At 71.8% G+C, this 24,019-nt stretch carries 29 protein-coding genes and 1 tRNA gene; 11 read left to right on the top strand and 19 right to left on the bottom strand.

The annotated features are described in order from the left end of the window. Positions 1 to 2: 2 nt before the first annotated feature. Positions 3 to 698: a response regulator transcription factor gene (locus tag AB0Q99_RS14400; RefSeq protein WP_189915892.1), complete on the top strand. Its 696-nt coding sequence runs from the start codon at positions 3 to 5 to the stop codon at positions 696 to 698. Positions 699 to 810: 112 nt separating this feature from the next. On the opposite strand, the gene AB0Q99_RS14405 is transcribed toward AB0Q99_RS14400, so the two are convergent. Beyond that, entirely contained in the window at positions 811 to 1,497 is a 687-nt protein-coding gene (locus AB0Q99_RS14405) for a DUF461 domain-containing protein (protein WP_363571484.1), read from the bottom strand. Positions 1,498 to 1,924: 427 nt separating this feature from the next. Here AB0Q99_RS14405 and AB0Q99_RS14410 point away from each other — a divergent pair, with 427 nt between their 5' ends. The 7 genes from AB0Q99_RS14410 to AB0Q99_RS14440 all read left to right on the top strand — a co-directional run bounded on the left by AB0Q99_RS14410 (position 1,925) and on the right by AB0Q99_RS14440 (position 9,248). Then, entirely contained in the window at positions 1,925 to 2,407 is a 483-nt protein-coding gene (locus AB0Q99_RS14410; protein WP_014136563.1) for a CarD family transcriptional regulator, read from the top strand. Between the two features lie 404 nt (positions 2,408 to 2,811). Next, positions 2,812 to 3,567: a 2-C-methyl-D-erythritol 4-phosphate cytidylyltransferase gene (ispD, locus tag AB0Q99_RS14415; protein ID WP_363571675.1), complete on the top strand. Its 756-nt coding sequence runs from the start codon at positions 2,812 to 2,814 to the stop codon at positions 3,565 to 3,567. Continuing rightward, the gene (gene ispF, locus AB0Q99_RS14420) at positions 3,557 to 4,057 is read left to right on the top strand and encodes a 2-C-methyl-D-erythritol 2,4-cyclodiphosphate synthase (protein ID WP_363571485.1); all 501 of its coding nucleotides are present in this window, start codon (positions 3,557 to 3,559) and stop codon (positions 4,055 to 4,057) included. The genes ispD and ispF overlap by 11 nt, the downstream gene beginning before the upstream one ends. A gap of 235 nt (positions 4,058 to 4,292) precedes the next feature. Then, positions 4,293 to 4,688, top strand: coding sequence for a PPOX class F420-dependent oxidoreductase (locus AB0Q99_RS14425; RefSeq protein ID WP_363571487.1), 396 nt, complete (start codon positions 4,293 to 4,295; stop codon positions 4,686 to 4,688). A 96-nt stretch (positions 4,689 to 4,784) separates the two neighbouring features. Further along, positions 4,785 to 6,194, top strand: a complete 1,410-nt coding sequence (cysS, locus tag AB0Q99_RS14430; RefSeq protein WP_363571489.1) for a cysteine--tRNA ligase — start codon at positions 4,785 to 4,787, stop codon at positions 6,192 to 6,194. Positions 6,195 to 6,331: 137 nt separating this feature from the next. Next, positions 6,332 to 7,324, top strand: a complete 993-nt coding sequence (gene rlmB, locus AB0Q99_RS14435) for a 23S rRNA (guanosine(2251)-2'-O)-methyltransferase RlmB (protein ID WP_363571491.1) — start codon at positions 6,332 to 6,334, stop codon at positions 7,322 to 7,324. A 247-nt stretch (positions 7,325 to 7,571) separates the two neighbouring features. Then, positions 7,572 to 9,248, top strand: coding sequence for a DoxX family membrane protein (locus tag AB0Q99_RS14440; protein ID WP_363571493.1), 1,677 nt, complete (start codon positions 7,572 to 7,574; stop codon positions 9,246 to 9,248). 150 nt (positions 9,249 to 9,398) lie between these two features. Here AB0Q99_RS14440 and AB0Q99_RS14445 read toward each other — a convergent pair whose 3' ends face one another. The 3 genes from AB0Q99_RS14445 to ugpC all read right to left on the bottom strand — a co-directional run bounded on the left by AB0Q99_RS14445 (position 9,399) and on the right by ugpC (position 12,032). Beyond that, positions 9,399 to 10,235, bottom strand: a complete 837-nt coding sequence (locus AB0Q99_RS14445; RefSeq protein WP_363571495.1) for a nucleotidyltransferase family protein — start codon at positions 10,233 to 10,235, stop codon at positions 9,399 to 9,401. Positions 10,236 to 10,280: 45 nt separating this feature from the next. Further along, a complete protein-coding gene (locus AB0Q99_RS14450; RefSeq protein ID WP_363571497.1) occupies positions 10,281 to 10,724 on the bottom strand; it encodes a hypothetical protein in 444 nt (147 codons plus the stop codon). Between the two features lie 210 nt (positions 10,725 to 10,934). Continuing rightward, complete coding sequence (ugpC, locus tag AB0Q99_RS14455; protein WP_363571499.1) at positions 10,935 to 12,032, bottom strand: sn-glycerol-3-phosphate ABC transporter ATP-binding protein UgpC; 1,098 nt, start codon at positions 12,030 to 12,032, stop codon at positions 10,935 to 10,937. Between the two features lie 279 nt (positions 12,033 to 12,311). On the opposite strand from ugpC, the gene AB0Q99_RS14460 reads away from it, so the two are divergent. Further along, positions 12,312 to 12,385: transfer RNA gene (locus AB0Q99_RS14460), tRNA-Thr, on the top strand. A 987-nt stretch (positions 12,386 to 13,372) separates the two neighbouring features. On the opposite strand, the gene AB0Q99_RS14465 is transcribed toward AB0Q99_RS14460, so the two are convergent. From AB0Q99_RS14465 to AB0Q99_RS14535, 15 genes are all read right to left on the bottom strand, one after another. Next, positions 13,373 to 14,512, bottom strand: a complete 1,140-nt coding sequence (locus AB0Q99_RS14465; protein WP_363571501.1) for a site-specific integrase — start codon at positions 14,510 to 14,512, stop codon at positions 13,373 to 13,375. Beyond that, on the bottom strand, positions 14,512 to 14,724 hold the full coding sequence (locus AB0Q99_RS14470; RefSeq protein WP_363571503.1) for a helix-turn-helix domain-containing protein: 213 nt from the start codon (positions 14,722 to 14,724) through the stop codon (positions 14,512 to 14,514). Before AB0Q99_RS14470 ends, AB0Q99_RS14465 begins: the two co-directional genes overlap by 1 nt. Next, positions 14,717 to 16,057 (bottom strand): replication initiator, encoded by a 1,341-nt coding sequence (locus tag AB0Q99_RS14475; RefSeq protein ID WP_363571505.1) that lies wholly within the window; start codon positions 16,055 to 16,057, stop codon positions 14,717 to 14,719. The genes AB0Q99_RS14470 and AB0Q99_RS14475 overlap by 8 nt, the downstream gene beginning before the upstream one ends. Then, on the bottom strand, positions 16,057 to 17,031 hold the full coding sequence (locus tag AB0Q99_RS14480; RefSeq protein ID WP_363571507.1) for a DNA cytosine methyltransferase: 975 nt from the start codon (positions 17,029 to 17,031) through the stop codon (positions 16,057 to 16,059). Before AB0Q99_RS14480 ends, AB0Q99_RS14475 begins: the two co-directional genes overlap by 1 nt. A 68-nt stretch (positions 17,032 to 17,099) precedes the next feature. Next, positions 17,100 to 17,267: a hypothetical protein gene (locus AB0Q99_RS14485; RefSeq protein ID WP_363571509.1), complete on the bottom strand. Its 168-nt coding sequence runs from the start codon at positions 17,265 to 17,267 to the stop codon at positions 17,100 to 17,102. 3 nt (positions 17,268 to 17,270) lie between these two features. Continuing rightward, positions 17,271 to 17,456, bottom strand: a complete 186-nt coding sequence (locus AB0Q99_RS14490) for a hypothetical protein (protein ID WP_363571510.1) — start codon at positions 17,454 to 17,456, stop codon at positions 17,271 to 17,273. A gap of 101 nt (positions 17,457 to 17,557) precedes the next feature. Continuing rightward, positions 17,558 to 18,106: a GGDEF domain-containing protein gene (locus AB0Q99_RS14495; protein WP_363571512.1), complete on the bottom strand. Its 549-nt coding sequence runs from the start codon at positions 18,104 to 18,106 to the stop codon at positions 17,558 to 17,560. A gap of 85 nt (positions 18,107 to 18,191) precedes the next feature. Further along, positions 18,192 to 18,722: a hypothetical protein gene (locus AB0Q99_RS14500; protein WP_363571514.1), complete on the bottom strand. Its 531-nt coding sequence runs from the start codon at positions 18,720 to 18,722 to the stop codon at positions 18,192 to 18,194. A gap of 23 nt (positions 18,723 to 18,745) precedes the next feature. Further along, positions 18,746 to 18,943, bottom strand: coding sequence for a hypothetical protein (locus AB0Q99_RS14505; RefSeq protein ID WP_363571516.1), 198 nt, complete (start codon positions 18,941 to 18,943; stop codon positions 18,746 to 18,748). A 12-nt stretch (positions 18,944 to 18,955) separates the two neighbouring features. Continuing rightward, on the bottom strand, positions 18,956 to 19,672 hold the full coding sequence (locus tag AB0Q99_RS14510) for a DUF2637 domain-containing protein (RefSeq protein WP_363571518.1): 717 nt from the start codon (positions 19,670 to 19,672) through the stop codon (positions 18,956 to 18,958). An 11-nt stretch (positions 19,673 to 19,683) separates the two neighbouring features. After that, positions 19,684 to 19,896 carry a hypothetical protein gene (locus AB0Q99_RS14515; RefSeq protein WP_363571520.1) on the bottom strand — a complete coding sequence of 71 codons (213 nt, stop codon included), beginning with the start codon at positions 19,894 to 19,896 and terminating at the stop codon, positions 19,684 to 19,686. A 70-nt stretch (positions 19,897 to 19,966) separates the two neighbouring features. Then, on the bottom strand, positions 19,967 to 20,143 hold the full coding sequence (locus AB0Q99_RS14520) for a hypothetical protein (RefSeq protein WP_363571522.1): 177 nt from the start codon (positions 20,141 to 20,143) through the stop codon (positions 19,967 to 19,969). Next, positions 20,140 to 20,349 (bottom strand): hypothetical protein, encoded by a 210-nt coding sequence (locus AB0Q99_RS14525; RefSeq protein WP_363571524.1) that lies wholly within the window; start codon positions 20,347 to 20,349, stop codon positions 20,140 to 20,142. The genes AB0Q99_RS14520 and AB0Q99_RS14525 overlap by 4 nt, the downstream gene beginning before the upstream one ends. A gap of 83 nt (positions 20,350 to 20,432) precedes the next feature. Further along, the gene (locus AB0Q99_RS14530) at positions 20,433 to 21,821 is read right to left on the bottom strand and encodes an FtsK/SpoIIIE domain-containing protein (protein ID WP_363571677.1); all 1,389 of its coding nucleotides are present in this window, start codon (positions 21,819 to 21,821) and stop codon (positions 20,433 to 20,435) included. Between the two features lie 14 nt (positions 21,822 to 21,835). Further along, on the bottom strand, positions 21,836 to 22,192 hold the full coding sequence (locus tag AB0Q99_RS14535; protein WP_363571526.1) for a hypothetical protein: 357 nt from the start codon (positions 22,190 to 22,192) through the stop codon (positions 21,836 to 21,838). Between the two features lie 220 nt (positions 22,193 to 22,412). Between AB0Q99_RS14535 and AB0Q99_RS14540 the strand changes: the two genes are divergently transcribed. Together AB0Q99_RS14540 and AB0Q99_RS14545 are read left to right on the top strand one after the other, a co-directional pair. Further along, complete coding sequence (locus AB0Q99_RS14540; protein WP_363571679.1) at positions 22,413 to 23,201, top strand: GntR family transcriptional regulator; 789 nt, start codon at positions 22,413 to 22,415, stop codon at positions 23,199 to 23,201. Positions 23,202 to 23,203: 2 nt separating this feature from the next. After that, entirely contained in the window at positions 23,204 to 23,962 is a 759-nt protein-coding gene (locus AB0Q99_RS14545) for a glycosyltransferase family A protein (protein WP_363571528.1), read from the top strand. Positions 23,963 to 24,019 lie beyond the last annotated feature (57 nt).

Here is a 24,019-nt window from a genome sequence, read left to right on the forward strand (position 1 = left end):
TCGTGACCCGAGTACTGGTGGTCGAGGACGAGGAGTCGTTCAGCGACGCCCTCTCGTACATGCTCCGCAAGGAGGGCTTCGAGGTGGCCGTCGCCGCCACCGGCCCCGACGCGCTGGAGCAGTTCGAACGCAACGGTGCCGACCTCGTCCTGCTCGACCTGATGCTGCCGGGCCTGCCCGGCACCGAGGTCTGCCGCCAGCTCCGGGTGCGCTCCAACGTCCCGGTGATCATGGTGACCGCCAAGGACAGCGAGATCGACAAGGTCGTCGGGCTGGAGATAGGCGCTGACGACTACGTGACCAAGCCGTACTCCACCCGGGAGCTGGTCGCCCGGATCCGCGCGGTGCTGCGCCGCCGCGGCGAGGACGGCGGCGCGGGCGAGAACGGCAACGGCCCGGGCGCCCTGGAGGCGGGCCCGGTCCGGATGGACGTGGACCGGCACGTGGTGACCGTGGACGGCGCCAAGGTCGACCTGCCGCTCAAGGAGTTCGACCTGCTGGAGATGCTGCTGCGCAACGCCGGCCGGGTGCTCACCCGCATGCAGCTGATCGACCGGGTCTGGGGCGCGGACTACGTCGGCGACACCAAGACCCTGGACGTCCACGTGAAGCGCCTGCGGGCCAAGATCGAGCCGGACCCGGGCGCGCCGCGCTACCTGGTCACCGTCCGCGGCCTGGGTTACAAGTTCGAGCCGTAGACCGCGGGTCCCCCGTCCCATGCGGAACGCCCCCACCGGCAGCGGCCGGAGGGGGCGTTCGCGTTGCTCCCGGGCGGGCCCGGGAGGGCCCGCCCGGGGCGGTGTGCGGCCGTCAGTGGGCGGCCGGGACCGCCGGGGTGGTGGCGGCCGCCGGGACGGCCGGAACGGTGGCGGTGGCGCCGGGGGTGGCGCCCGGCGTGGCCGGGGCGCCCGGGGCGGTGGCACCGGCGGTCGGGGCGGCCGAGGCCGGGGTGGTGCTCTTCAGGGGGGTGACGCTCGCCGAGGGGGTCGGGCCGTAGCCCTTGTACAGACCCTTGCCGTCCGGGCTCACACTGGCCTGGGCGCTGACCTTCTGGCCGTCCTTGAAGGTGAAGGTCGTCTCGGCGAACCCGCCGACGTGGACGGCCGCGGACGCGACGAGGGCGGACGGGTTGCCCTGACCACCGATCGCCACGGCGCCGCCGGCCGGGATGACGATGCCGGTCAGCGGGGCGCCGGCGGCGTCCGCGAAGGCCGCGGCGGACGTGTCGACGGTGATGGACTGCAGCTCGGCCGGGACCTCGCCGGTGTTCGCGATGTTCACGACCACGTTGGCGGGGCCGGTGTAGTCGCCCGACGTGCCCGCCCCGGTGACGATCACGATGTTGTTCAGCCGAAGGTTCGTCCCGAGGGTTGCCGCCGCGTTGTCCGGCTTGATCTGCAGGGTGTCCGGCGTGTTGCCGGCTGCGCAGGAGGACAGCGAGGCGATGGCGATGGCGGCGATGGCGGCGATGCTGCCGCGTCGAAGGCTGCGGCTCACGGCGGCGGCTTCTCCTAAGTCACGTGTCGGTAGGTCAGGTCTCAGATTATCGACCTCACTTATGCGCTCCTCACGGGGTGGTCCCCGTGTCGCACTCCGGGGGGCCGCCGGGGGCCGTCCGGCGGTACGCCCGTCATGCCCCGGTCACATCGCGGACAAGCTTCGACCAAGATCGAATAACGATTGGGTCGCGACCCGAGAAAGAGTGAAAGCTCAAGATCCAATCATGGTTGCGGGGGTGTTGCGCAAGGGTTTCACCGAACCCCGGAACCGCCTCCGACCTGCGGGAAGCCCCTCTCGAACACCGGTCGCAGCACGTGATGGGGGTGCTTGTCAAGCCCCGAGACCCGCCCTGACCTGCGAAAACGCCCTTCGGGTGCGCCGAGAAGCGTGTTATTCTGGAAAGCCACGGAAGGGGTCCTGTCACATGACGTTCAAGGTTGGCGACACGGTGGTCTACCCCCATCACGGGGCCGCGCTGATCGAGGCCATCGAAACTCGCCAGATCAAAGGTGTGGACAAGACCTACCTGGTGCTCAAGGTGCAGCAGGGAGACCTGACGCTCCGCGTGCCCGCCGAGAACGCGGAGTTCGTCGGCGTGCGCGACGTAGTCGGCCAGGAGGGTCTGGACCGGGTCTTCGAGGTGCTGCGCGCACCGTACACGGAAGAGCCGACCAACTGGTCCCGTCGCTACAAGGCGAACCTGGAGAAGCTCGCCTCGGGTGACGTCATCAAGGTCGCCGAGGTCGTGCGCGACCTCTGGCGTCGCGAGCGCGAGCGCGGCCTCTCGGCCGGCGAGAAGCGGATGCTCGCGAAGGCGCGCCAGATCCTCGTCAGCGAGCTCGCGCTGGCGGAGAACACCAACGAGGACAAGGCGGAGACGCTGCTCGACGAGGTCCTCGCCTCGTAGCGCACGCGTCATCGCATGCGGTCGGGCTGCCGCCCAACGCTCACAGCGCCCGGTGCCGGCGCGCCGCTCCTCGGACCTACCGTCCGGGAGTGGTGCAGTGGCACTCCGGGCGCTGAGGCGTGTCCGGACCACGCCCTCCACCCGAGCCGGCCCAGGCTTGCACGAGGACCCGGGCCAGGCCTGTACGAAGACCCAGGCCTGCACGACGGCCCGGGTCTGCGAGACCATCGGCCCGCAAGACCGTTTCTGCCTCCGCCCGGCCGTGGATCCTGCGGCGAGCGGGCTCTGCCGAGACGGACTCCGCGGAGCTGTGCGGCGGGCAGCGGACCGTGGTTCTTCGGAAGGGGCCCGGTGCGCCCGCCGGGCACGCCATGGCCATACCCACTTCGCCGAAGGAGTGAAACCTGAACGCGTCAGCAGCAGTCGCAGCAGCAGTGGTCCCCGCCGCCGGACGGGGTGAGCGGCTGGGGCCCGGGGCCCCGAAGGCCCTGCGGGAGCTGGGCGGTGTGCCGCTCCTGGTGCACGCCGTCCGGGCGCTGGCCCGCAGCCGGGCGGTCGGCCTGGTGGTGGTCGCCGCCCCCGCCGACGGGGTGGCCGAGGTGGTCGCCCTGCTGGACAGCCACGGGCTGGACGGCAAGGACATCCGCGTGGTGGCCGGCGGCGCGACCCGCCAGGAGTCGGTCCGGCTGGGCCTGGCCGCGATCCCGGAGGACGTGGGGATCGTCCTGGTGCACGACGCGGCCCGCCCGCTCGTGCCGGTCGAGGTGGTGGACGCCGTCGCGGCCGCCGTCCGGGCCGGGGCGCGGGCCGTGGTGCCCGCCGTGCCGCTGGCCGACACCGTGAAGCGGGTCGAGCCGAACCCGGGCCACCCCGAGCCGGTGCTCGACACGCCCGAGCGGTCCACCCTGCGCGCGGTGCAGACCCCGCAGGGCTTCGACCGCGCCACCCTGGTCGAGGTGCACGCCAAGGCGCTGGCCGAGGAGAGCGCGGGCAACGCCGACGCGCCGCCGGTCACCGACGACGCCGGCCTGGTCGAGCGCTACGGCGGCGGGGTCGTCGTGGTGCCCGGCCACGAGGAGGCGTTCAAGGTCACCCGTCCGCTGGACCTCGTGCTCGCCGAGGCCGTACTCGCCCGCCGGAGGGCCGCCGATGCCTACTGACCCGCAGACCCCCGTGATCCCCCGCGTCGGGATCGGCACCGACGTGCACGCATTCGAGGCCGGCCGCCCGCTCTGGGTGGCCGGGCTGGAGTGGCCGGACGCCGGGGTCGGGCTCTCCGGGCACTCGGACGCCGACGTCGCCGCGCACGCCGCCTGCGACGCGCTGTTCTCGGCCGCCGGGATCGGCGACCTGGGCGCGCACTTCGGCACCGACCGCCCGGAGTGGGCCGGCGCCTCCGGGGTGAAGCTGCTCGGCGAAGCGGCGCGGCTGGTCCGCGAGGCCGGCTTCGAGATCGGCAACATCGCGGTCCAGGTGATCGGTGTCCGGCCGAAGATCGGCAAGCGGCGGGCCGAGGCGCAGGCCGCGCTCTCGGAGGCGGCCGGCGCCCCGGTCTCCGTCTCCGGCACCACCACCGACGGGCTGGGCCTGACCGGGCGGGCCGAGGGGCTGGCCGCGATCGCCACCGCCCTGGTGTACGAGCGGCGTTGAGGCCGGCGGCTTGGTGAGTCGGGTCGGCGGGCCGGTGACCGGCGGGTCGGCGAGTCGGGCCGGTGAGTCGGGCCGGTGGTCGGTGGGCCGGTGAGGTGAGCGGGCCGGGAACAATCCCCGCCTGACGGGTGTTCACCCGGCGGTGCGCGTGCCCGGGTCGATACTGTTCGGCTTCGGGCCCGCGCGGGGCATCCCCTCGGGCCGTGACCGCCGCCGACGAGATGAGGTTCGCCAGATGACCACCCAACTCTCCGACCGTGCCAAGGCGTTGATCGACGGCAAGAGCTTCGCCGTGGTCTCCACGATCCAGCCCGACGGCAGCCCCCAGTCCTCGGTGGTCTGGGTCAAGCGGGACGGCGACGACATCCTGTTCTCCACCGTCCAGGGCCGCCGCAAGCACCTCAACCTGGTGCGGGACCCGCGCGTCTCGATCCTGGTCAACCCGGCGGACAGCCCGTACGAGTACCTGGAGGCGCGCGGGGAGATCACCATGACCACCGAGGGCGGCCGGGAGCTGATCGACGAGCTGGCCGCCAAGTACCGCGGGGTGGACAAGTACACCTGGGACGGCCCGGACGACGTCCGCGTGGTGGTGCGGCTCAGTCCGCGCAAGGTGGTCGGCAGCATCTGATCCACCCGCCCGTGACCTGCCGTTCCCCGGGATCACCTCCCCGTTGTCCCGGGGAATGTGGCGGGGCACCCCCTGCTGCCCACTACGCTTGACGCTGTGAGCATTCGTCTGTACGACACCAGCACCCGCCAGGTACGCGACTTCGTCCCGCTTGTACCGGGTTGTGTCTCGATCTACCTGTGCGGCGCTACCGTCCAGTCGGCGCCACACATCGGGCACGTCCGGTCCTACCTCAACTTCGACATCATGCAGCGGTGGTTCGCCTACCGCGGCTACCAGGTGACCTTCGTCCGCAACGTCACCGACATCGACGACAAGATCATCGCCAAGGAGCGCGAGCTCGGCACGCCGTGGTGGCAGATCGGGTACGAGAACGAGCGCGCCTTCAACGAGGGCTACACCGCCCTCGGCTGCCTCCCGCCGACCGTCGAGCCGCGGGCCACCGGGCACATCCCCGAGATGGTCGAGATGATGCAGGGGCTCATCGAGAAGGGCCACGCCTACGCGGCCGACGGCAACGTCTACTTCGACGTGAAGTCGTACCCCGACTACCTCGCGCTCTCCAACCAGAAGCTGGACGACCTGCGCCAGCCCGAGGGCGAGGGCGAGACCGGCAAGCGGGACCAGCGCGACTTCGCGATGTGGAAGACCGCCAAGCCGGGCGAGCCGAGTTGGGAGACCCCGTGGGGCCGCGGCCGCCCGGGCTGGCACCTGGAGTGCTCGGCGATGGCCCACAAGTACCTGGGCAGGGCCTTCGACCTCCACGGCGGCGGGCTGGACCTGATCTTCCCGCACCACGAGAACGAGATCGCCCAGTCCAAGGCCTACGGCGACGACTTCGCCTCGTTCTGGGTGCACAACGCCTGGGTCACCATGGCGGGCGAGAAGATGAGCAAGTCGCTGGGCAACTCGGTGCTGGTCTCCGAGATGGTCCGCGCCTGGCGTCCGATCGTGCTCCGCTACTACCTGGCGGGCCCGCACTACCGCTCGATGATCGAGTACAGCGAGGAGTCGCTGCGCGAGGCCGAGACCGGGTTCGGCCGGATCGAGGGCTTCATCCAGCGCGCCGTCGAGCGCTGCGGCACGGTCGACGCGGCGCCCGAGGTGCCGCCGGCCTTCGCCGAGGCGATGGACGACGACTTCGGCGTCCCGCAGGCGCTGGCCGTCGTGCACACCGCCGTCCGCCAGGGCAACAGCGCCCTGAACGCGGACGACAAGGAGAGCGTGATGGCGCGACTGGCCGAGGTCCGTGCGATGCTCGGAGTGCTGGGCCTCGACCCGCTCGACCCGCACTGGGCCGGAACGGACCGCGGCGAGGCTGGGACACTGGAGAGCATGCACGGCGTGGTCGACTCGCTGGTCCGCCTGGTCCTGGACCAGCGGCAGGCGGCGCGCGAGCGCAAGGACTTCGCCACCGCGGATGCCATCCGCGACCAGCTCGGCCTGGCCGGGCTGGCGATCGAGGACACCCCGTCCGGCCCGCGCTGGACGATCAACAGCCAGTAACCCCATCTGACGATCGGGGTGATGGGTGGGCCGTACCGGACCGGTGCGGCCCTCCCGCATGACGTAGCGCATGCCGTCGGCCGCCGCCGGACAGAGCGGGGCGGCCAGGGCATGCCGGACAGACAGGAAGTACAGCCATGGCCGGCAACAGCCAGCGCAGGAACCGCCGCAACCCCGGATCAAAGAAGGGTGCGTCTGTCGGTACCGGCGGGCACAGCCGGAAGTCGCTCCAGGGCAAGGGCCCGACCCCGCCCGGCGAGGAGCGCAAGGGCCACCCCAAGCAGCGGGCCGCCAACGCCGCGATCAAGCGTGAGCGCGACGCCAAGGCCCGGGCCGGCATGCGGCGGGCCGGCGGCGCGGGTCGCGGCGGCCGGGGCGGCGCGGGCAGCGCCGAGCTGGTCTTCGGCCGCAACTCGGTGGTCGAGGCGCTGCAGGGCGGCGTGCCGGCCAACGCGCTGTACGTCCAGCAGTTCATCGACACCGACGACCGGGTGCGCGACGCCTTCCAGGCCGCCAACGACCGCGGCATCCCGCTGATGGAGGCCCCGCGCCCGCAGCTGGACCAGATGACCGGCGGGCTCAACCACCAGGGCCTGGTGCTCCAGGTCCCGCCGTACGAGTACGCCCACCCCGAGGACCTGCTGGTCGAGGCCGCCGACGCCGGTCAGGACGCCCTGATCATCGCGCTGGACGGCGTCACCGACTCGCGCAACCTGGGCGCCGTGGTCCGCTCCGCCGCCGCCTTCGGCGCGCACGGCGTGGTCATCCCCGAGCGCCGCGCGGCCGGCATGACCGCCGGTGCCTGGAAGACCTCCTCCGGAGCCGCGGCCCGGCTGCCCGTCGCCCGGGCCACCAACCTGACCCGCACCCTGGAGGCCTACCAGAAGGCCGGCCTGATGGTGGTCGGCCTGGCCGCCGACGGCGAGGCCGAGCTGGGCGACCTGGAGCTGCTGACCGGTCCGGTCGTCGTGGTCGCGGGCAGCGAGGGCAAGGGCCTGTCCCGGCTGGTCTCGGAGACCTGCGACATGCGGGTGCGGATCCCGATGTCCGGCCTGACCGAGTCGCTGAACGCCGGCGTCGCGGCGGGCATCGTGTTGTACGAGACCGCTCGGCTGCGTGCCAAGCGCTGAGGCCGGGGTCGGCGTGGCGGTGCTGCGCTGACGTCGCGGTGTCGGCTGTGCCTGCGCTGCTGTGCTGATCGAGCGCCGAGCACGCGCGACGGGCGGGGCGCAGGCGATCTTCCGGATTGCCCGCAAATCGAGTGAAAGGCGATCGGGCCCGACCGGGTCCGATCGCTTTTTTCATGATCACTTCAAGTGTGCGCCGGACATCCACCCGGGAGAGTGTCCTAAGCGGCCGTCACCCGGTTAGACGGGCGTGGACACCAGAACACCTCGGCGCCCCCTGTTCGGCGGCGGCAGCACCGGGATAGACGCGGGCCCCGGCCTCAACACCGTCAAGGTGGAGTCGGACCCCGCGCGGCTCAGTGGCACCCAGGCCAGCTTCCGGCTCCGGCTCGGCGCTCCCGTGGCGCCGCTGATCGAGGCTCCGGCCGGACTGCTGTCCACCGGCGCCGCGTTCGGCGACCCGTACGCCAACCAGGGCCTGATCCGCCGTCCGCTGGTCACCCCGCAGGTCGTCGTGCCCGCCTCCGCCGTCCCGGCGCTGGCCGGGGCCGGGACCGGCGGCGTGCCGCGCCGCAAGGGCCGGGTCACCGCCGTCACCTGGACCGGCCAGGCACCCCCCGGGGACCTCGCGGCCACCCAGCTGCTGGAGGCGGTGCGCCAGGGCGGTGCGCCGGGGCGCGGCGGTGTCGGCCTGGCCGAGGCGGACACCCAGGTGATCCCGTCCCTCGCGGGCGCCCGGACCGTCCCGCGCCAGCCCCGCGAGGGCAACGGCTCCGCCACCCACGCGGGCGTCGGCCCGATCGGCGAGCCGCACGGCTGGACCCCGAGCGGCGAGCTGCCCGAGGTCTCCGCCGTCGACGCCGAGGGCAAGCAGCCCTGGTACCCCGGCCGCCGGGTCGACCTCGGCCTGGTGCTGCTGCCGCTGCGCGCCGTCCTCGGCTCGCTCTCGGTCTACGCCGGGTTCAGCAAGCTGTGCGACCCGGTGTACTTCGACGGCGGTGAGCGCGGCTCGATGATGCGCTGGCTCTCCTCGCTGCACCCCTGGAGGGTCGCCGAGCCGCTGCTGGCCTTCGCCATGGCGCACCCGGTGGGCGCCGGCCTGGTGGTGTCGTTCACCGAGATCGTGGTCGGCGTGCTGACCGTCCTCGGCCTCTGGCAGCGGCTCGCGGCCGGGGCGGCGATGGTGCTCTCCGCCGTACTGCTGTTCACCGTCAGCTGGCGGGCCGTACCGGTCTACGACACGCCCGACCTGATCTTCCTCGCGGCCTGGAGCCCGCTGCTGATCGCCGGGGCGCCGTTCGCCTCGCTCGACGGCCGGCTCAACCTGGAGGCCTGGCGGCGGTTCGGCGCGGATGCTCCCGGGGCGCTGCGCCGGCGGGTGCTGCGCCGCGGCGCGGTGGTGACCACCGTCGTCGTCGGCCTGACCCTGCTGCTCGGTTCGATGCTCGGCGCCGCCGTCCGTACCGGCGCCCGCGCGCACCAGGCACCGACCCGTCCGGCCACCGACTACGGCACCCCGGTCTGGCCGGCCGGCAGCCCGTCCGGCGCCCCGGGGGGCAAGGGCCCGTCCACCTCGCCCTCGCCCACCGCCCCGCGCCCGGCCACCCCGACCCCGAGCGCCACCACGCCGTCCACCGCACCGCCGTCCAAGCCGGCCACCCCGACCCCGAGTGGCAAAGGACACTCCGGCAAGGCGGAGACCGGGGCGGGCTCCTCCCCGGCGCCCGCCGCGCCGTCCGCCGGGTCGGGCGGCTCCGCGCCCGCCCAGCGCGGCACCCCGGGCCCGGGCGGTTCGGGCCCGGCGCCCAAGTCCAGCCCCAGCTCCGGCTCCGGGCTGCTCGGCGGGGTGCTGGGCAGCGCGCCGCTGGCCGACCTGTCCGGTGGTGAGGGGCGCTCCTCCCGGCCGGGGGCTCCGGCGGCGACCTGAGGCCTGGCCGCGAGCTGCGGACCTGAGACGGCGGATCGGCCGGGTGCTCCGTGGGGGAGCACCCGGCCGATCCGCCGTGTCCGCGGGTCGTGTGGTCGTGTGGTCGTGTGCGCAGTCGGCGGCTTGTCGCCGGGGCGTGCGGAGCCGGTTCTACTGGTGCGTGCGGCCGGCGCCCGCGGCGAGTTCCTTGGCGGCCTCGGTGAGGTCCTTGGCGGTGTCGATCGCGCGCCAGTACACGCCCTGCGGCAGCTGGTAGCCCGCCAGCCGCTTGCTGCGGGCGAGTTGGGGGAAGGTGGTGCGCTCGTGGTCGCCCACGTCCGGCAGCAGCTCGGCGAACTCCGGGCTGAACACGTACAGTCCGGCGTTGATCAGGAAGGGCGAGGGCGGCGCCTCGATGAAGTCCAGCACGTTGCCGAACTGGTCGGTCTCCACCGCGCCCCAGGGGATCCGCGGCCGGGCCAGCGCCAGCGTCGCGACGGCGTCCCGCTCGTGGTGGAAGGCGGCCATCTCGCGCAGGCTGAAGCGGGTCCAGATGTCGCCGTTGGTGGCGTACCAGGGCTCGTCCGGGCGGGGCAGCGCCTTGGCCGCGTACTTGAGCCCGCCGCCGCGCCCGAGCGGCTCCGCCTCGATCACCGTGCGCACCCGCAGCGGCAGGTCCGCCTTGGCCAGCCACTCCTCCAGCACGTCGGCCAGGTGCCCGCAGGAGACCACCACGTCGGTGACGCCCTCGGCGGCGAGCCAGGCCAGCTGGTGCCCGAGGATCGGCGTGCCCGTCCCCGGGATCTCGACCAGCGGCTTCGGGCGGTCGTCCGTGTACGGGCGAAGCCGGGAGCCCTGGCCGCCGGCCAGGATGACGGCCTGGGTGACCGGCGTCGAGGTCGGCCGGGGCGGGCGGGGCTGCGGAGAGCCCTGGGGCCGGGCGGGGCCGGGCGACTGCCGGGAGTGCGGGGACGCGAGGTCGGCGGTGGGGCCGGAGTCAGCGGTCATGCCTGAACAATAGGCCCGCCGCCCCGGCCGCGGACCGGGCGGACGTCAGCCCACCACACCTGCGGCGAACGCCCCGTCGCAGACCGGGCGGGCGAAGGAACGGGCCCGCTGGACGTCACCCTGGTACTTGCGCACCGCCGCCTTGCCCAACTCGGTGGCCAGGGAGCTGCAGTAGGGCGTCAGCGAGGGCTGCTCGCGCATCGAGCGCTCCAGCAGGTCCAGCGCGGCGGAGGGGTTCTTCGCGCGCAACTCGTCCAGCAGGGCCACCCGCAGGGACTCCTGCGGGGCGAGCCCGTCGGCGTTCCTGGTCGCGGTGTCGGAGCGCCCGATCCCGGCGCCGTCCCCGCTGGCCGCCGCCACGACCTGCTGGTCGAGCCCGGTCGGCGGGGCCCACGGGACCCGGGTCACGGCGAGGGTGCCGGTGGTCACCAGGACGACGGGCAGGGTCAGGGCGACGGTCTGGCCGATACGGCGCACAAGCTGCTTCACCCTCAGGAGAGTAGCGGTGGGTACGGGCTGGATCGCCCTCCGTTACACCATCGAGTGACACGGTGTCCTGGTTCGTCCCCCCGTCGTGTTGACGCGGGGGTGCGGGGGCGTCCGCGGGCCGCGCGCGGGCAGTACGCGGGGAGCCCGTCGGACCGGGGAGGGTCCGACGGGCTCCGTCGTCTCGGTGTCGGCGGGCGCCGACAGGCCGCGTCAGTCGCAGACGCTCAGGCGCTTGCCGGTGCTGGTCGCGAAGACGTGGGTCTCGTTGGCGATCGGCACCACGTGGATGGTCTCGCCACGGGCCGGGATCTGGCGGCCGGGCACCCGGACGACCAGTTCCTTGTCCTCGCCGCCGATCTTGGTGGTGCCGTAGACGAAGCCGTCCGAGCCGAGCTCCTCGACCACGTTCACGGTCACCGCGACGCCCTCGATGCCGCCCGCCGGGACGATCTGGAAGTGCTCGGGGCGGACGCCGACGGTCACCGACTTGTCGGAGCCGGCGCCGGCCAGGTTCTCGCGCGAGATGTTGACGACCGAGCCGCCGAACTTCACGCCGCCGTCCACCAGCGGCACCTCGACCAGGTTCATGGCCGGCGAGCCGATGAAGCCGGCCACGAACAGGTTGGCGGGCTTGTCGTACATGTTGCGCGGGGTGTCGACCTGCTGCAGCAGACCGTCCTTGAGCACCGCGACCCGGTCGCCCATGGTGAGCGCCTCGGTCTGGTCGTGGGTCACGTACACCGTGGTGATGCCCAGGCGGCGCTGCAGGCCGGCGATCTGGGTACGGGTCGAGACGCGGAGCTTGGCGTCCAGGTTCGACAGCGGCTCGTCCATCAGGAAGACCTGCGGCTGACGGACGATCGCGCGGCCCATCGCGACGCGCTGGCGCTGACCGCCGGAGAGCGCCTTCGGCTTGCGGTCCAGGTACTCGGTGAGGTCGAGGATCTTCGCCGCCTCCTCGACCTTGGTGCGGATCTCCGCCTTGTTCACGCCGGCGATCTTGAGCGCGAAGCCCATGTTCTCGGCGACGGTCATGTGCGGGTAGAGCGCGTAGTTCTGGAACACCATCGCGATGTCCCGGTCCTTCGGCGGCAGGTGGGTGACGTCGCGGTCACCGATCCGGATCGCGCCGGAGTTGACGTCCTCCAGGCCGGCCAGCATGCGCAGGCTGGTCGACTTGCCGCAGCCCGACGGGCCGACCAGCACGAGGAACTCGCCGTCCGCGATCTCCAGGTCCAGCGCGTCCACCGAGGGCTTGTCCGCCCCGGGGTAGATGCGGGTCGCCTGGTCGTACGTGACAGAAGCCATGGTCGTTGCTCTCCTTCACCGGCAGGAACGTGCCGGACGATCCGAGTAAAGGGGGGTGTCCACTTCGCCGCCCGCCAGTGGTCTGGACCACTACACGAACCGGCTCCCCGCGACGCTACCTGCGCTTCCGCCGCTTGTCAGCCCCCCGCCGACCCGATTTCGGCATCGGTTCCATCACGCCCGCCTGCCCCACCAACCCCCGGATATCCCACCACCCCGCCACCCCGGCCCGGTAGACTGCCCCCGGTGCCGCCGTGATCGCTCGCGGACGGCCACCGTGCCTCCTTAGCTCAGCTGGCCAGAGCACCGCTCTTGTAAAGCGGGGGTCGTCGGTTCGAACCCGACAGGGGGCTCCGGGGCGGAGACGCCAGAAGGGCCAGCTCACCGGGGTGATCCGGTGGTGCTGGCCCTTCGTCGTTGCTGCGGTCTTACTCGGCCTGTGCCACGGGCGTGCCAGAAGGTCGCAGCTTGGTTTTCGGCTGGCGAACGGGCTTAGCGTGTGGCCATGGATGGCCCCCTCATGGATGAGCTGCACAGTGAGCTCGTGCGGATCAAGAAACAGCGGACAGAGCTCCGACGTCTTGAGTACGCCCTTACGAAGCAAGCGCGGGACGCAGCGGCCCGCGCACTACTCGCCGGAATGACCCCAGAAGAGATCTCGACCGCCACTGGATACAGCCTGCAGACCGTTGAACGGTGGCAGAGTTCGGTGAGGGCTGTTCAGTCGCACCACGCGGCTCAGGAAGCGCGCTGGGAGCGGACCTCCCCTTCGCCCGGGCACCGTCTTGGTCGTCGAGAGCGAGCCCGCCTTCGGCGCCTTCGCGTCCTTGGCTCGCAGGTCGATTATGAGGCTCAGGCCTCGCTATGGAGCAAGCGAAGGCGTCGGCGGTGATGTGATCTGTGTCACTATGGATCTTGTGTTACGCGCGCGCGCCCGGGCGTGCGCGCGCAATGCAGCGAGGGTCAGATCTGGATGATCAAAGTCCGCTTTTGAGACCCATTCTGACGGTCAATCTGGTGCTTAGATGCTGCCCAATGCCAAGGGCTCCCATCGACCAGCGCCTCCTACAGCAATTGGTCGAGGGAGCCCACGAGTAAGCCCAGGGAGGCCTACATGTCCGGAAAGACTAGGCGACTCAGTAGCGCAATGCGCATCCGCCCAGGGAAACCGGGAACTGTCAGCGGACGCCAGCTGTTCCACGGTCTGGCCCGTGCGGCGGCGCTCAGTTTCGTCACGGGCGCGAGTGGCGCACTCGGCGCGCTTCTGGTTCAGCTCATCGCGCAGTAACGCTGCTGCCGGGAATGGGGCATGCCGCCTGGCCTGTCTGGGTCGGCATGCCCTAGCCGAGAGGCGGATCCGTCTCCTTAAGGGCCTGTTGGGCGGCGTCGCCCATCTTGTCGGCGATGGTACGGTCCCGGTCGCTGGTCATGTGCTGGTAGATCAGCGCGGCCCGGGTGGTGCTATGACCCATCCTGGTCATGAGCTCCCGGGTGCTGGCCCCGTTCTGCGCGGCGATGTTGTTGCCGGTGTGCCGGACGTCGTGGAAGTGGATGTCCGGGGAGACGCCGGCCTTGACCTTAGCGGCCGTCCAGTCGTCCCGGAAGTTACTTCGGCGGAGCCTGCCGCCGCGTGGGCCGACGAAGAACAGTCCGTCCTGTCCCTTGGCCGCGTGGCGCTCAAGGTGCTGCTCCAGGTCCGGGACGATCAGGGCCGGGAAGGCGACTGGGCGGAAGCCAGCGCGGCTCTTGGGAGCCTTGGTGATCAGCTTGCCGCTGCTCAGCTCTGCCTGATTCCGGCGGACCCAGAGAATTCGGGCGTCCAGGTCGACGTCCCGCCGGCGGAGCGCGGCCAGCTCGCCGAGCCGGAGTGTGGTGAACGCGGTCAGCAGCACGAGGGCCCGCCACTGGGGCTGGATGGCCGCCGCTACGGCGTACACCTCGGGGACGGTCAGAACGGGCCGTTCCGGGACGTCGTAGACATCGGCGCCCTTGATCCGGCACGGGTTGCGCTTGATCAGCTCGTCGTCCACGGCGGTGGTCATGATGCTGCGGAGGAGCTGGTACGCCTTGACGACGGTTGGCTCGCCGACTCCCGACTCCAGGAGGCGGGTTCGCCACGTCCGGACCCGGGCCGCCGTGATCTCGGACACGAAACGCGCGCCGAACGTCGGCTTGATGTGCAGCCGGAGCACGCCCTCGTACCGCTCCCTGGTGGTGTCCTCCAACTTCCGGTCCTTCAGCCACTCGTCGGCGAAGTCACCGAACTTCACCTTCCCGGCGTCCGGATCGGTCCACTGGTCGCGCTTGATGTCAGCCTCGATGAGCGTCAGCGCGACTTCGGCGTCCGCCTTGGTGGGGTAGGTCTCCTCACCGGGACGCATCAGGCCGGTGACCGGATCCGGGTAGCGGATCTGAAAGCGGCCGGAGGGGAGCTTGCGGACAGAGCCGAAGCGCCGGCGGTTGCCCCTGGAGTTGGCCATCAGGCGGCCCTCCGCAGTGCGGCACGGCGGACCGAGATGGGCACCACGGTGTTCGCGGCGAGGTACTCGGCGACGACGGCCGGGCGGACGCGGACGTGGCGGCCGACCTTGATGAACTCGATCCGCCGTTCGGCGACGAGCCGGCGCGCGAATCGGGGCGTGGTGCCGAGGAGTTCGGCGACCTGGTTGACGTCGAGCAGGGGCTCAGGCATTGGTGGGTTCTCCTTCCGTTCCGGGGGCGGGTTGCAGCGCTTGGGTGAGCCAGGCTTCGCCGCGGGTGAGGCCGAGACCGGCGAAGACCCAGTGGGCGACGACGAGCGTGGTGTCATCGGCAGCCTGGGCGTCGGGGCCGTGGAGGCGTTCGAGGGTCTGGGCTCGGCGCCAGGCGGTGCGGGCGTCGCGGAGGGCGCCGAGCGTGGTCGAGTACTTGCGGGTCTTGGTGGAGAAGTGGCCGCGGAAGCCGACCATGTGGGCCCAGGCACGGAGGCGGAGTTCCGCCAGCTCTGGGCGGGCGCCGAGGTTCCAGCAGGTCCGGATGAGCCGGCGGGCGTGCTCGGGGATGTCGTGCTGGGCGATCTCGGCGAGCAGCCGGACGGGGCGGTCCAGGGTGCCGGTGGCGGTCTCGGCGCCCTTGGTCGCGTACTTGGCGATGTAGGCGGCGACGGCCCGCTCGGTGATCTGGACGGGGCCGGCGAAGTCGGCGTTGCGGATCGTTCGGATGTCGAGCTGCTTGCCGAAGGTGAAGCGGTGCTGTCGGCCGTCGACCAGTGGACCGGGGATGTCGGCCCGGTGGGCGGCGGCGCGGATGGCGTCGGTGAGCAGGTCGGCGGTTGCCCAGGACGGCGGGGGCGTGTCGCCGCCCTCGGGGCCGTCGAGGCGGATCACGGAGTGGAAGTGGATCGCGCCGCGCTTCTGGTACTCGGCGACCTTGCCGAAGGAGACCCGGGCGACATCCTTGAAGGCGCGCTGCGACAGCCCGGCGAGCTTGGCGATCTCTCGGCGCAGGTGGATCGTGAAGCGGGCCCAGATCTTGCCCGCGTGAGCGTTCCACAGGACGTGGCCCGCGTAGTCGTACGTCTCGGGATCGAGCGGCGAGCCGAGTAGCGGGTCGTCGGCGGTGTGGGCGGTGCCGCAACGGCAGTTGCCGGATCCGGGCCGGTTGTGGACAGGGCCGAAGCCGGGCGCGGTGAAGGTGGCGAACACCCGGGGGTGGGCGGACACCGTCTCCGGGGTGCCCTTGCCGCCGACGAGTCCGGCGGTGATCAGGTGGTAGGTGTCGCGGCGATACGTTTCGGCGCAGGACGGGCAGCGGGTGACGCGGCGGTTGCCGCAGCGCAGCAGCAGATTGCCGGCGGGCAGGTCGGCGGACTCCAGGTGGTGGAGGACCTGCCCGGTGGCTTCGTTGATCTCGGTGCGCCAGCCGTCTAGGCGGACGGGCGAGGTGCAGCCGGCGAGGCCGGAGAGCTGCCGCATCAGGGCGGGCATCGTGCCGAGCTGGGCGAGGCCGAGGAGATCGGCGACGGGCGGTGTGGTGACGGTAGTCATCAGGCAGCCACCGCCAGTGGCAGGTGAGCGGGCTCCAGGACTGTGCCGAGGACCGCGGCGGCGAGGCCGGGCGGGACGGCGTTGCCGATCTGCTCGAACTGCTTGGTGCGCGAGCCTGCCCACGGGTAGTCGGCGGGGAAGTCCTGGAGGATGCCGGCTTCGGTGGCGGTCAGTTCGCGCTCCGGGGCGGATTCGATGGAGAGCTTCCACGACCGAGCGCGGCCCGTCAGGGTCCAGGCCGGGCCAGCGGCGGTGAAGCGGTTGCCGCCGCCGGTGTGCTCGCCGCGGGTGGTGACGCCGCCGGAGGAAAGCCCAAGGGCGTCGGCCATGGTGGTCCAGGCGGCGCGTCCGGGACCGAAGAGGCTTTCGGGCTCGGGCGCCTTGGCGTGCGTGGCTTCGGGCGGGGCGACTTGGCGCGTCGTGGAGGCCAGGAGGAAGGCGCGGCGGCGGGTTTGCGGTATGCCGTGGTCGGCGGCGTTGAGGATGCCGACCCAGGTCGAGTAGCCGACCGTGCGCAGGACGCGAGCCATGTGGTCGAAGAGGGGTTCCACCGAGGGGACTTCCTCCAGGGCGACCCAGTCCGGGCGGATGTCGAGGGCGTATCGCAGCGGCTCGACGGCCAGGAGCGAGCGTGCGTCGACGCAGGCGGTCCGAAGGACGGCGCGGGTGTCTCGGCCGGAGGCGAGGTCGTCAAGGCCCTGATGGCAGAGCGCGATGTCGTCACCTCCGGCACCGAGACCGGCCGAGCTGAACGTCTGGCACGGGGCGGATCCGATCAGGCCGGAGACCTTTCCAGCGAGCGGGGTGGTCGGGTAGGCGGCGACGTCGGTGCGGATGGTGTGATGTCCGGCGGCGGCGCGGGTGGCGCAGGCGGCGGCGTCGATCTCCAGGCCGATGTCGGTGCGGCCGAGGCGGCGCAGTCCCTCGGACCAGCCGCCGGGGCCGGCGAACAGGTCGATGATGTGGCGGTTCAAGGTGGTGCCTCCCTCCGTGGAGAGGCCCCCAGGACTGACCAGCGGTACCAGTCCCGGGGGCTGGGTGGTCAGGACTGGTCGGCAGGCTGCTGGCGGCGGTCGGTCCACTCCTCGGCGCAGACCTTGTGGACGGGCTTGCCACGGTCGGAGCGCAGGTTGGTGGGCTTGTTGCAGACGCCGCAGGGGGCGGGCTTCGGAGCCCAGTGCTTGGAGTCGCGCCAGTCGAGGAGGGCCATCGGTCAGACCGCCTTGGCGACGGCGGCCAGTGGGCGGACGACGGTGCCGGCGCCCTGGCAGGTCGGGCAGGTGACCGGGACGGTGGCGCGGGAGCCGTCGCGGAGGCGCACGCCGGTGGCGATGTGCGCGGTGGCGTGACCCGAGCAGTTCGGGCAGATCCGGGTCGGGGCGTGGCTGTGCTGCGGCATGATGGGGCTCTCCTTCGTGGACTTCGGTTCGGGAAGGGGTTGCGGTCTCGGGGCGGCGGGATGCTTGGCGGCGTGTTGCCGCCCCGGGGCCGGTCTTCGAATCAGCGGCGGCGGGAGGTACGGCCGTCGCGCTTGTGCGCGTACATGTCCCGGTCGGCGGAGGCGAGCGCGTCCGTGAGCGAGACGACCGGCAGCTCCGCGACGGGGCAGACGCCCACCGAGGCGGAGGCCGGGAGCGTGAAACCGGCGTACAGGACCGGCTGGTTGAGGGCCGCGCGGAGTTCGGGCAGGCGCGCGGGGGCGTCCAGGACGGCCGCGGCGAACTCGTCCCCGCCGAGCCGGGCGGCGATGCCGGGGCGACCGCACCAGGCGGACAGACGGGCGGCGGTGGCAGTGATCACCGCGTCGCCGGCGGCGTGGCCGTAGGTGTCATTGGTGGCCTTGAAGTCGTCCAGGTCGATCAGCAGCACCGAGGCGCGGCCCGGGTGGCGCTGGGTCAGCCGGTGGGCGCGGGCGGTGAAGCCGTCGCGGGTGTGGAGCCCGGTGAGCGGGTCGCGGCGGGCGGTCGCGAGGCGACGGTTCAGCCAGGCGCCGTGAGTGGTCCATCCGATCAGCGGTGCACCGGCGGCAAAGATCGTGGGCAGATCCATGAGCGGTCCTTCGTGATGGGCGTGGTTGGGGTTGCGATCTCCGGGGCGGCGGGATGCTGGCGGCGTGTTGGCCGTCCCGAGGAGGTCAGAGGCCGAGGCGCTGGGCGCGGCCGGCGGCCTGGTCGAGCAGGTGGTGAATGTCGGCCCGACGGGTGGTGGGGCGGTCGTTGTACTCGTCCGGGGAGCTCACGGGGCGGCCAGTGGCGTGCAGGATCTCCATGAGCTGGACCCGGGCGGTGGTGACGGTGGACGGGGTGCCGTAGCCGTGGGCGAGGACGGCGGCCTGGGCGCCGAGGAGGCAAACGCGGCCGGCCGAGTCCCACATGGCGCCTTGGAGCCACCCGAAGGCGTCGATGTAGCGGGAGGTGAGCCGGAGGTGCCCGGCGGCGCTCACCGGTACCGGACGGGCCGGGCGGTGGGTGATCCGGTCGAGGAGCGTGAGCCGCGGGACCGGGTAGCCGGCGTTCCAGGCCTGGAGCGTGGAGCCGAGCGGCGAGACGTACGGCACGGCGATACGGGCCGGGGCGGGCAGGAAGGCTAGGTAGGCCTCGATCTCGGCGACGAGGCCGGAGCCGTCCACGGTGATCAGGGGCGGCAGGCGAACGGTGGTCTTCACGGCCAACTCTCCTTTCTGTCCGATTACTTGGTGGTCGACTTGTTGATGACGTCGACGCCGTTGTGGGTCGTGTTGTCGATCAGCGGGGCGGCGGAGGTGTCGGCAAGGTAGAAGCCGAGGAGGACGAGCGCGGCGACCGCCCACCAGCGCAGTCGGAGGTTCCGGACGATGAACCAGGCGGCGAGCGCGAGGATGAACAGGAAGGGCAGCTGGACGTTCATCAGGTGAGTCCTTCAGGCGAGTTCGGCGGCGAGCGCCGAGGCGAGCGGGTCCTTGACGCCGAGCCGGGCACGGAGCGTGGCGGCGTCGATCGGGGTGCCGGTGCGGGTGCGGTGGTCCTCGGCGACCTTGCGGGCGTGGTCGAGGAGGAAGGCCGGGACCGTGGGCGCGGGGGCCGGTGCGGGAACCGGAGGCGGCCCCGGAGCGGGAGCCGGCTCGATCGCCGGGACAGCCGGCGGAGGCGGGACCGGCGTCGGCTCGACAGCCGGTTCGGTGATCGGTTCGGCGGCCGGGACGTACAGCGGCGGGGCGTCATCGGGCTCGGCTTCGTCCAGTTCCGGCTCGACCGGCGAGGCTTCCTCGGCAGGCTCAGCGGTCGAGTGGGCCAGCAGGGTGCCGCCGAGGAAGGCGGCGGCGGGCCAGCCGGCGACCAGGACGCGGAGCCAGGCCGGGGCGGCGCCGAGGTCGAGCAGTCCGGCGGTGCCGACGTTGGCGCCGAGCGAAGCGGCCAAAGCGATCACGAACCAGCACCAGGCGAGTCGACGAGCGGCCCCCGAGCGCATCCGGCGCCAAGCGGCGACGAGCAGGAGGTCGACGGACACCGGGTAGGCCCAGGACTTCCAACCGCTCTGACCGGCGGCTTCGGCAAGATCGTGCAGGTGGGCGAAGGAGAGCGCGGCGGCGATCACCGCTTGCGCGAGGACGGCGTCCAGCTTGGGGAGTCGGCGCACGGCGTACCCCGTTAGAGCTGGTTCGTGTCGAGGGAGAAGAAGAGGACGATGCCGTCGGTGAGCTCCGGCCGCAGCCGCGTCAGCTCGCCGATCGCCATCTCGTAGATGTCGGCGCGGGTCGTTCGCGGCGACGGCTTGATGGTGTCCGCGAAGGTTCCGATCGCGGTGGTGTCGCGTACGGTCTGTTGCATCGTGAGGACGCAGAAGTAGGTGTCCTGCTGCATTGCTTCTCCTGAGGATTGCGGGCCGGGCAGGGCCTCAGCGGCTTGCCGCCTGTGCCGGCGGCGGCTTGGGTTACGCGGTGCCGGTGCCGAGGCAGTCCGGGCAGGTGGCCTCTTGCTCGGCGATCCGGCGACGGCGAACGCCGCGGCCGACGTACACCGACTCGGTGGTCTGGCCGGTGCCCTTGCAGGGCTGGCAGGGCACGGGCTTCGGCGGCGCGGTGCGCTTGCGGGCGGCCACCGGGGTCACCGGGGGTTGCGTTGGGCGCGGTCGGCGGCGGCGCGGGCTTCGCGGGCGAGCTGGGCGGCGTCGCGGTCGTCCGGGTTGGCCCGGGCGATCCGTTTCAGCAGGTCCGCCTTCTCGGCGAGGAGCGGACCGTTGTCGTCGTTGTCGCGAGTGGCCTTGAGGTGGCCGAGGAAGGCGCCGATCTCGGCGATGGACGGCTTGCGGGACACGGGTGAAACTCCTCTTGGTCGAGGCATGGCGGGGGTAGGTACTTGGCGCGAGACGGCGCGCCGATCGGTTGGGTGAGGCGCCGCTACTCGGTGGCCGGGACCGGCGCGAAGCTCGGCGGCGTCGAGGGCATCGGTGGGATGTTCACCGGGCTGATGACCTGCGGGCGGAAGGCCGCCAGGCGGTCCAGGTTGGGCGTCATGTGTGCGAACTCGACGCACCGCGCGGCGACTTCGGCGAGCGAGCGGAACGGGGTGCGGATCTCGGACCACTGGCCTGAGGTGTCGCCGGCGACGGCCATCCCCGGCATGTCCGGGCTGATCCGGGTGGACGCTGCGACGGCGGCGTCGGAGATGTCCCCGAGCCCCATCTTCGCCGTCTCCAGGTCGTTGACCCGGTGGACGGTGCGGCCAGTCAGCTGGGAGCGGAGCAGGGTCGCACCCTTGCCCAGTTCCGAGCCGAATCGCTGGCCCGAGATCTCCAAGAAGATGCCAGCGGCGCGGGCGAGCTGGGCGAGCCGGATGAGCGCGGTGACGATCTGGTTCCGCCGCTCCTCATCGGCCTTGCTGGCCACCAGGAACAGCTCCGCGATCTCGTCCACCAGGACGACGATCGGCACCGGCCGAACCTTCGGGGGCAGGCCCCAGATGTCGGCGGTCAGGTCCTCGGCCGCCACCGATCCGGGGACACCCTGGTGGTCGCGGATCAGGTCGTACCGGTCGTCCATCTCGACCAGCAACGCGAGCAGCAGTCCGAGCGCCTCGCCCTGGTCGGTGGCCAGCGCGGACAGCCGCGGAGCGAAGGGTCGCTGTTCGACGCCGCGCTTGCAATCGATCCCGACGAGGGCAACCGGCTGCGGAGCGAGACCGTGGACCAGGTTCCGGGTGAACATCGACTTCCCGGACTGGTTGGCACCGAGGTTCAGCCCGTTCGGAGCCTGCCGGTAGTCCCGGTGGTGCACGGTGCCATCGGCCCGCAGCGCGACCGGGATCCGCAGCAGTTCCCGGGACTTGGCGCCAGCACGACGCGGCATGCGTACGTTCCGCAGCACATCGAAGCCGACGATCCGCAGGTCCACCACACCAGGCTTGACCTCCGAGACGTGCACCGCGTGAACGCCCCAGGCGTGCCGCAGTCGCTCGGCGGCATCGACCATGTCCGACGTCTGCTGGCCGCGGGCGAGCCGGAGCCGGACCCGCAGGCCGGTCGAACTCACCTGCATGCCACGGACCTTCGGCATCGCGGGCTTGGCCGGCCGGTTGGTCGCGGACGAGGCCATCGCGCGCCAGAACGAGGGCTCCACGGTCAGCCCGCAGGCCTCCATGACGTTCTCGAAGTCGTGCCGGATGCGGTGGACGGTCAGCGGGAGACCGACGGTCGCCCAGTAGGTCCGGGGCATCTTCGCCTTGGCGTAGAGCGCGCCGGCGCCCACTGCGGCACCGGGGACACTCAGCTCCAAGAGCGTCGCCGTCAGGGTGTTCACGGCGGTCAGGCGTTCGTGGCCGCAAGGACCGGGGCGGCGGCGACGGTCACGGCGTCGGCCCGGAAGGCGATGCCGGAACGGCGCTGGCCGTTGAACTCGTTCTCCCACGGCCGGGCGATCAACCGGGTCAGGCTCACAAGCATGCCCGGAGCCAGCCCGTCCGGGATGCCCGGCTGCGGCACGGTCAGGGACAGGATGTCGGCCTCGCCGTTGGCGACGAACGTGACGTCGAGGGTGACCAGCGGCGCGCCGGTCTCGGCGTCCATGGCCATCTCGCCGGTGCGGCGATCCTTGAGCTTCGGGCGGGGAGCCTGGGCGACCATCACAAGCGCGGCGGTCGTGTCGACGGGGATGAAGCGCATGAGCTGGGCTCCTTCGTCTGGCACCGAGGGAATGTCGTCGTCCTCGGAGCAGCCTCACCACGGCAGATACCGGGTGTCATCAGCACCTCCTGAGATCTTGTCCTCAAGTCCTCATTAGGAGTTGCCGTGGGGAAAACTATGACGGCTCATCAGCTAGTCGTCAACACCTCTTTAGGACTTAGGATGAGCCGAAGACCACGACAGGACGGTGACCAGCACCATGGCCAACCAGTACGAGCGGATCGCTGCCGATCTGAGGCGCCAGATCAAGGCCGGCGAGCTGGGCCCCGGCGACCGGTTGCCCGCGGAAACGGCGCTCGCCGACCAGTACCGGGTGAGCGTGCCGACCGTCAGGCAAGGCGTGGGGGTGCTCGCGGCCGAGGGGCTGGTCGAGAAGCAGCACGGCCGAGGCACCTTCGTCCGCCGGCAGCCGACCCCGGTCAAGCGGGACAACCTCCGCCACCAGTGGGAGAAGAACCGCGCGCGCGAGGCCGAGTCGGAACGGTTGAAGACCGGCGCCACCGAGCACGACACCGGGCTGACGGTGCACGACCTCGTGTTCGCGGCCAAGTACGAGCAGGTCCCGGCGAACGCCGATCTCGCGGCTGCCTTCGGGGTGCCCGAGGGGACCATGCTGCTGGAACGCACGTACCGCACCCGGTACAGCGAGGAACGGGCGCCGTTCAACGTGTCCCGGTCCTACCTGCTGCTGGACCTGATCTCGGGGAACCCGGACCTCCTCCGTCAGGACCAGGAGCCGTGGCCGGGCGGGACGCAGAACCAGCTGTTCACCGTCGGCATCGAGCTGGACCGCGTCGTGGAAACCTTCCGGGCGCGGCCGCCGACGCCGGACGAGACGGAAGAGCTCGGCCTGCCCGCGGGTGTGTCGGTGATCATCCTCAGGAAGACTTGCATCGACACGACGGACCGCGTGGTGGAGGTCGCCGACGTGACGTTGCCCGGCGACCGCACCGAGATGGTCTACACGACCCAGCTGAGCAGGTGGTGAGCATGACCAATCTCGTAACCGTCATCACAGCCGTCCACGGACCGGGTGCCGAGTACCTGGCGGACGCCTACAAGTCGCTCCTGGACCAGGACCTCCCGGCCGGGTGGGACTGGCAGTGGGTGATCCAGCAGGACGGCGAGACGGACGACGTGGCCCCGCACGTGCCGGACGACGCCCGGATCAGCTTCGGCCAGGGTCGGCACGGCCGAGCGGGCATGGCGCGGACCATGGGACTCTCGCGGGCCACCGGGCAGTTCGTGAAGGTGCTCGACGCCGACGACCAACTCCCCGCGGGCACACTGGCGCGAGACCTTGACGTCCTCACCAGCCGGCCAGACGTGGCGTGGACGACGTCGCGCGTACTCGACCTCCTCCCGGACGGCAGCACGGTCGGCTTCGACCAGGACCCGCCGGCCGGAACGATCGAGCGGGGCGAGGTGTTGTCCCACTGGAAGGCCCACGACTTCCGCGCCCAGGTGCACCCAGCGACGCTGTGCGTCCGGCGGGACCTGCTGCTCGCGCTCGGCGGGTGGATGGCGCTCCCGGCTTCCGAGGACACCGGGCTGTTGATGTCGCTCAACGCGGTGAGCCGCGGGTGGTTCATCGAGGAGACCGGCCTCCTCTACCGGAAGTGGCCGGGGCAGAGCACCCACCAGGCGGCGCACAACCAGGAGGTCGAGCGAGCGGCACGCATGTCGGTCATCCAGGCCCGGGCGGAGGCCCTGCTGGCTCTGGAGAACTGGCGGCTCGACGCCGGCTGAGCACCGCCGATCGAGGACGGCCCCGGCAGCACGAGCGTCGGGGCCGTTTCGCTGCCC

This window comes from Kitasatospora sp. NPDC086791 (assembly GCF_040685975.1).
Classification (GTDB): domain Bacteria; phylum Actinomycetota; class Actinomycetes; order Streptomycetales; family Streptomycetaceae; genus Kitasatospora.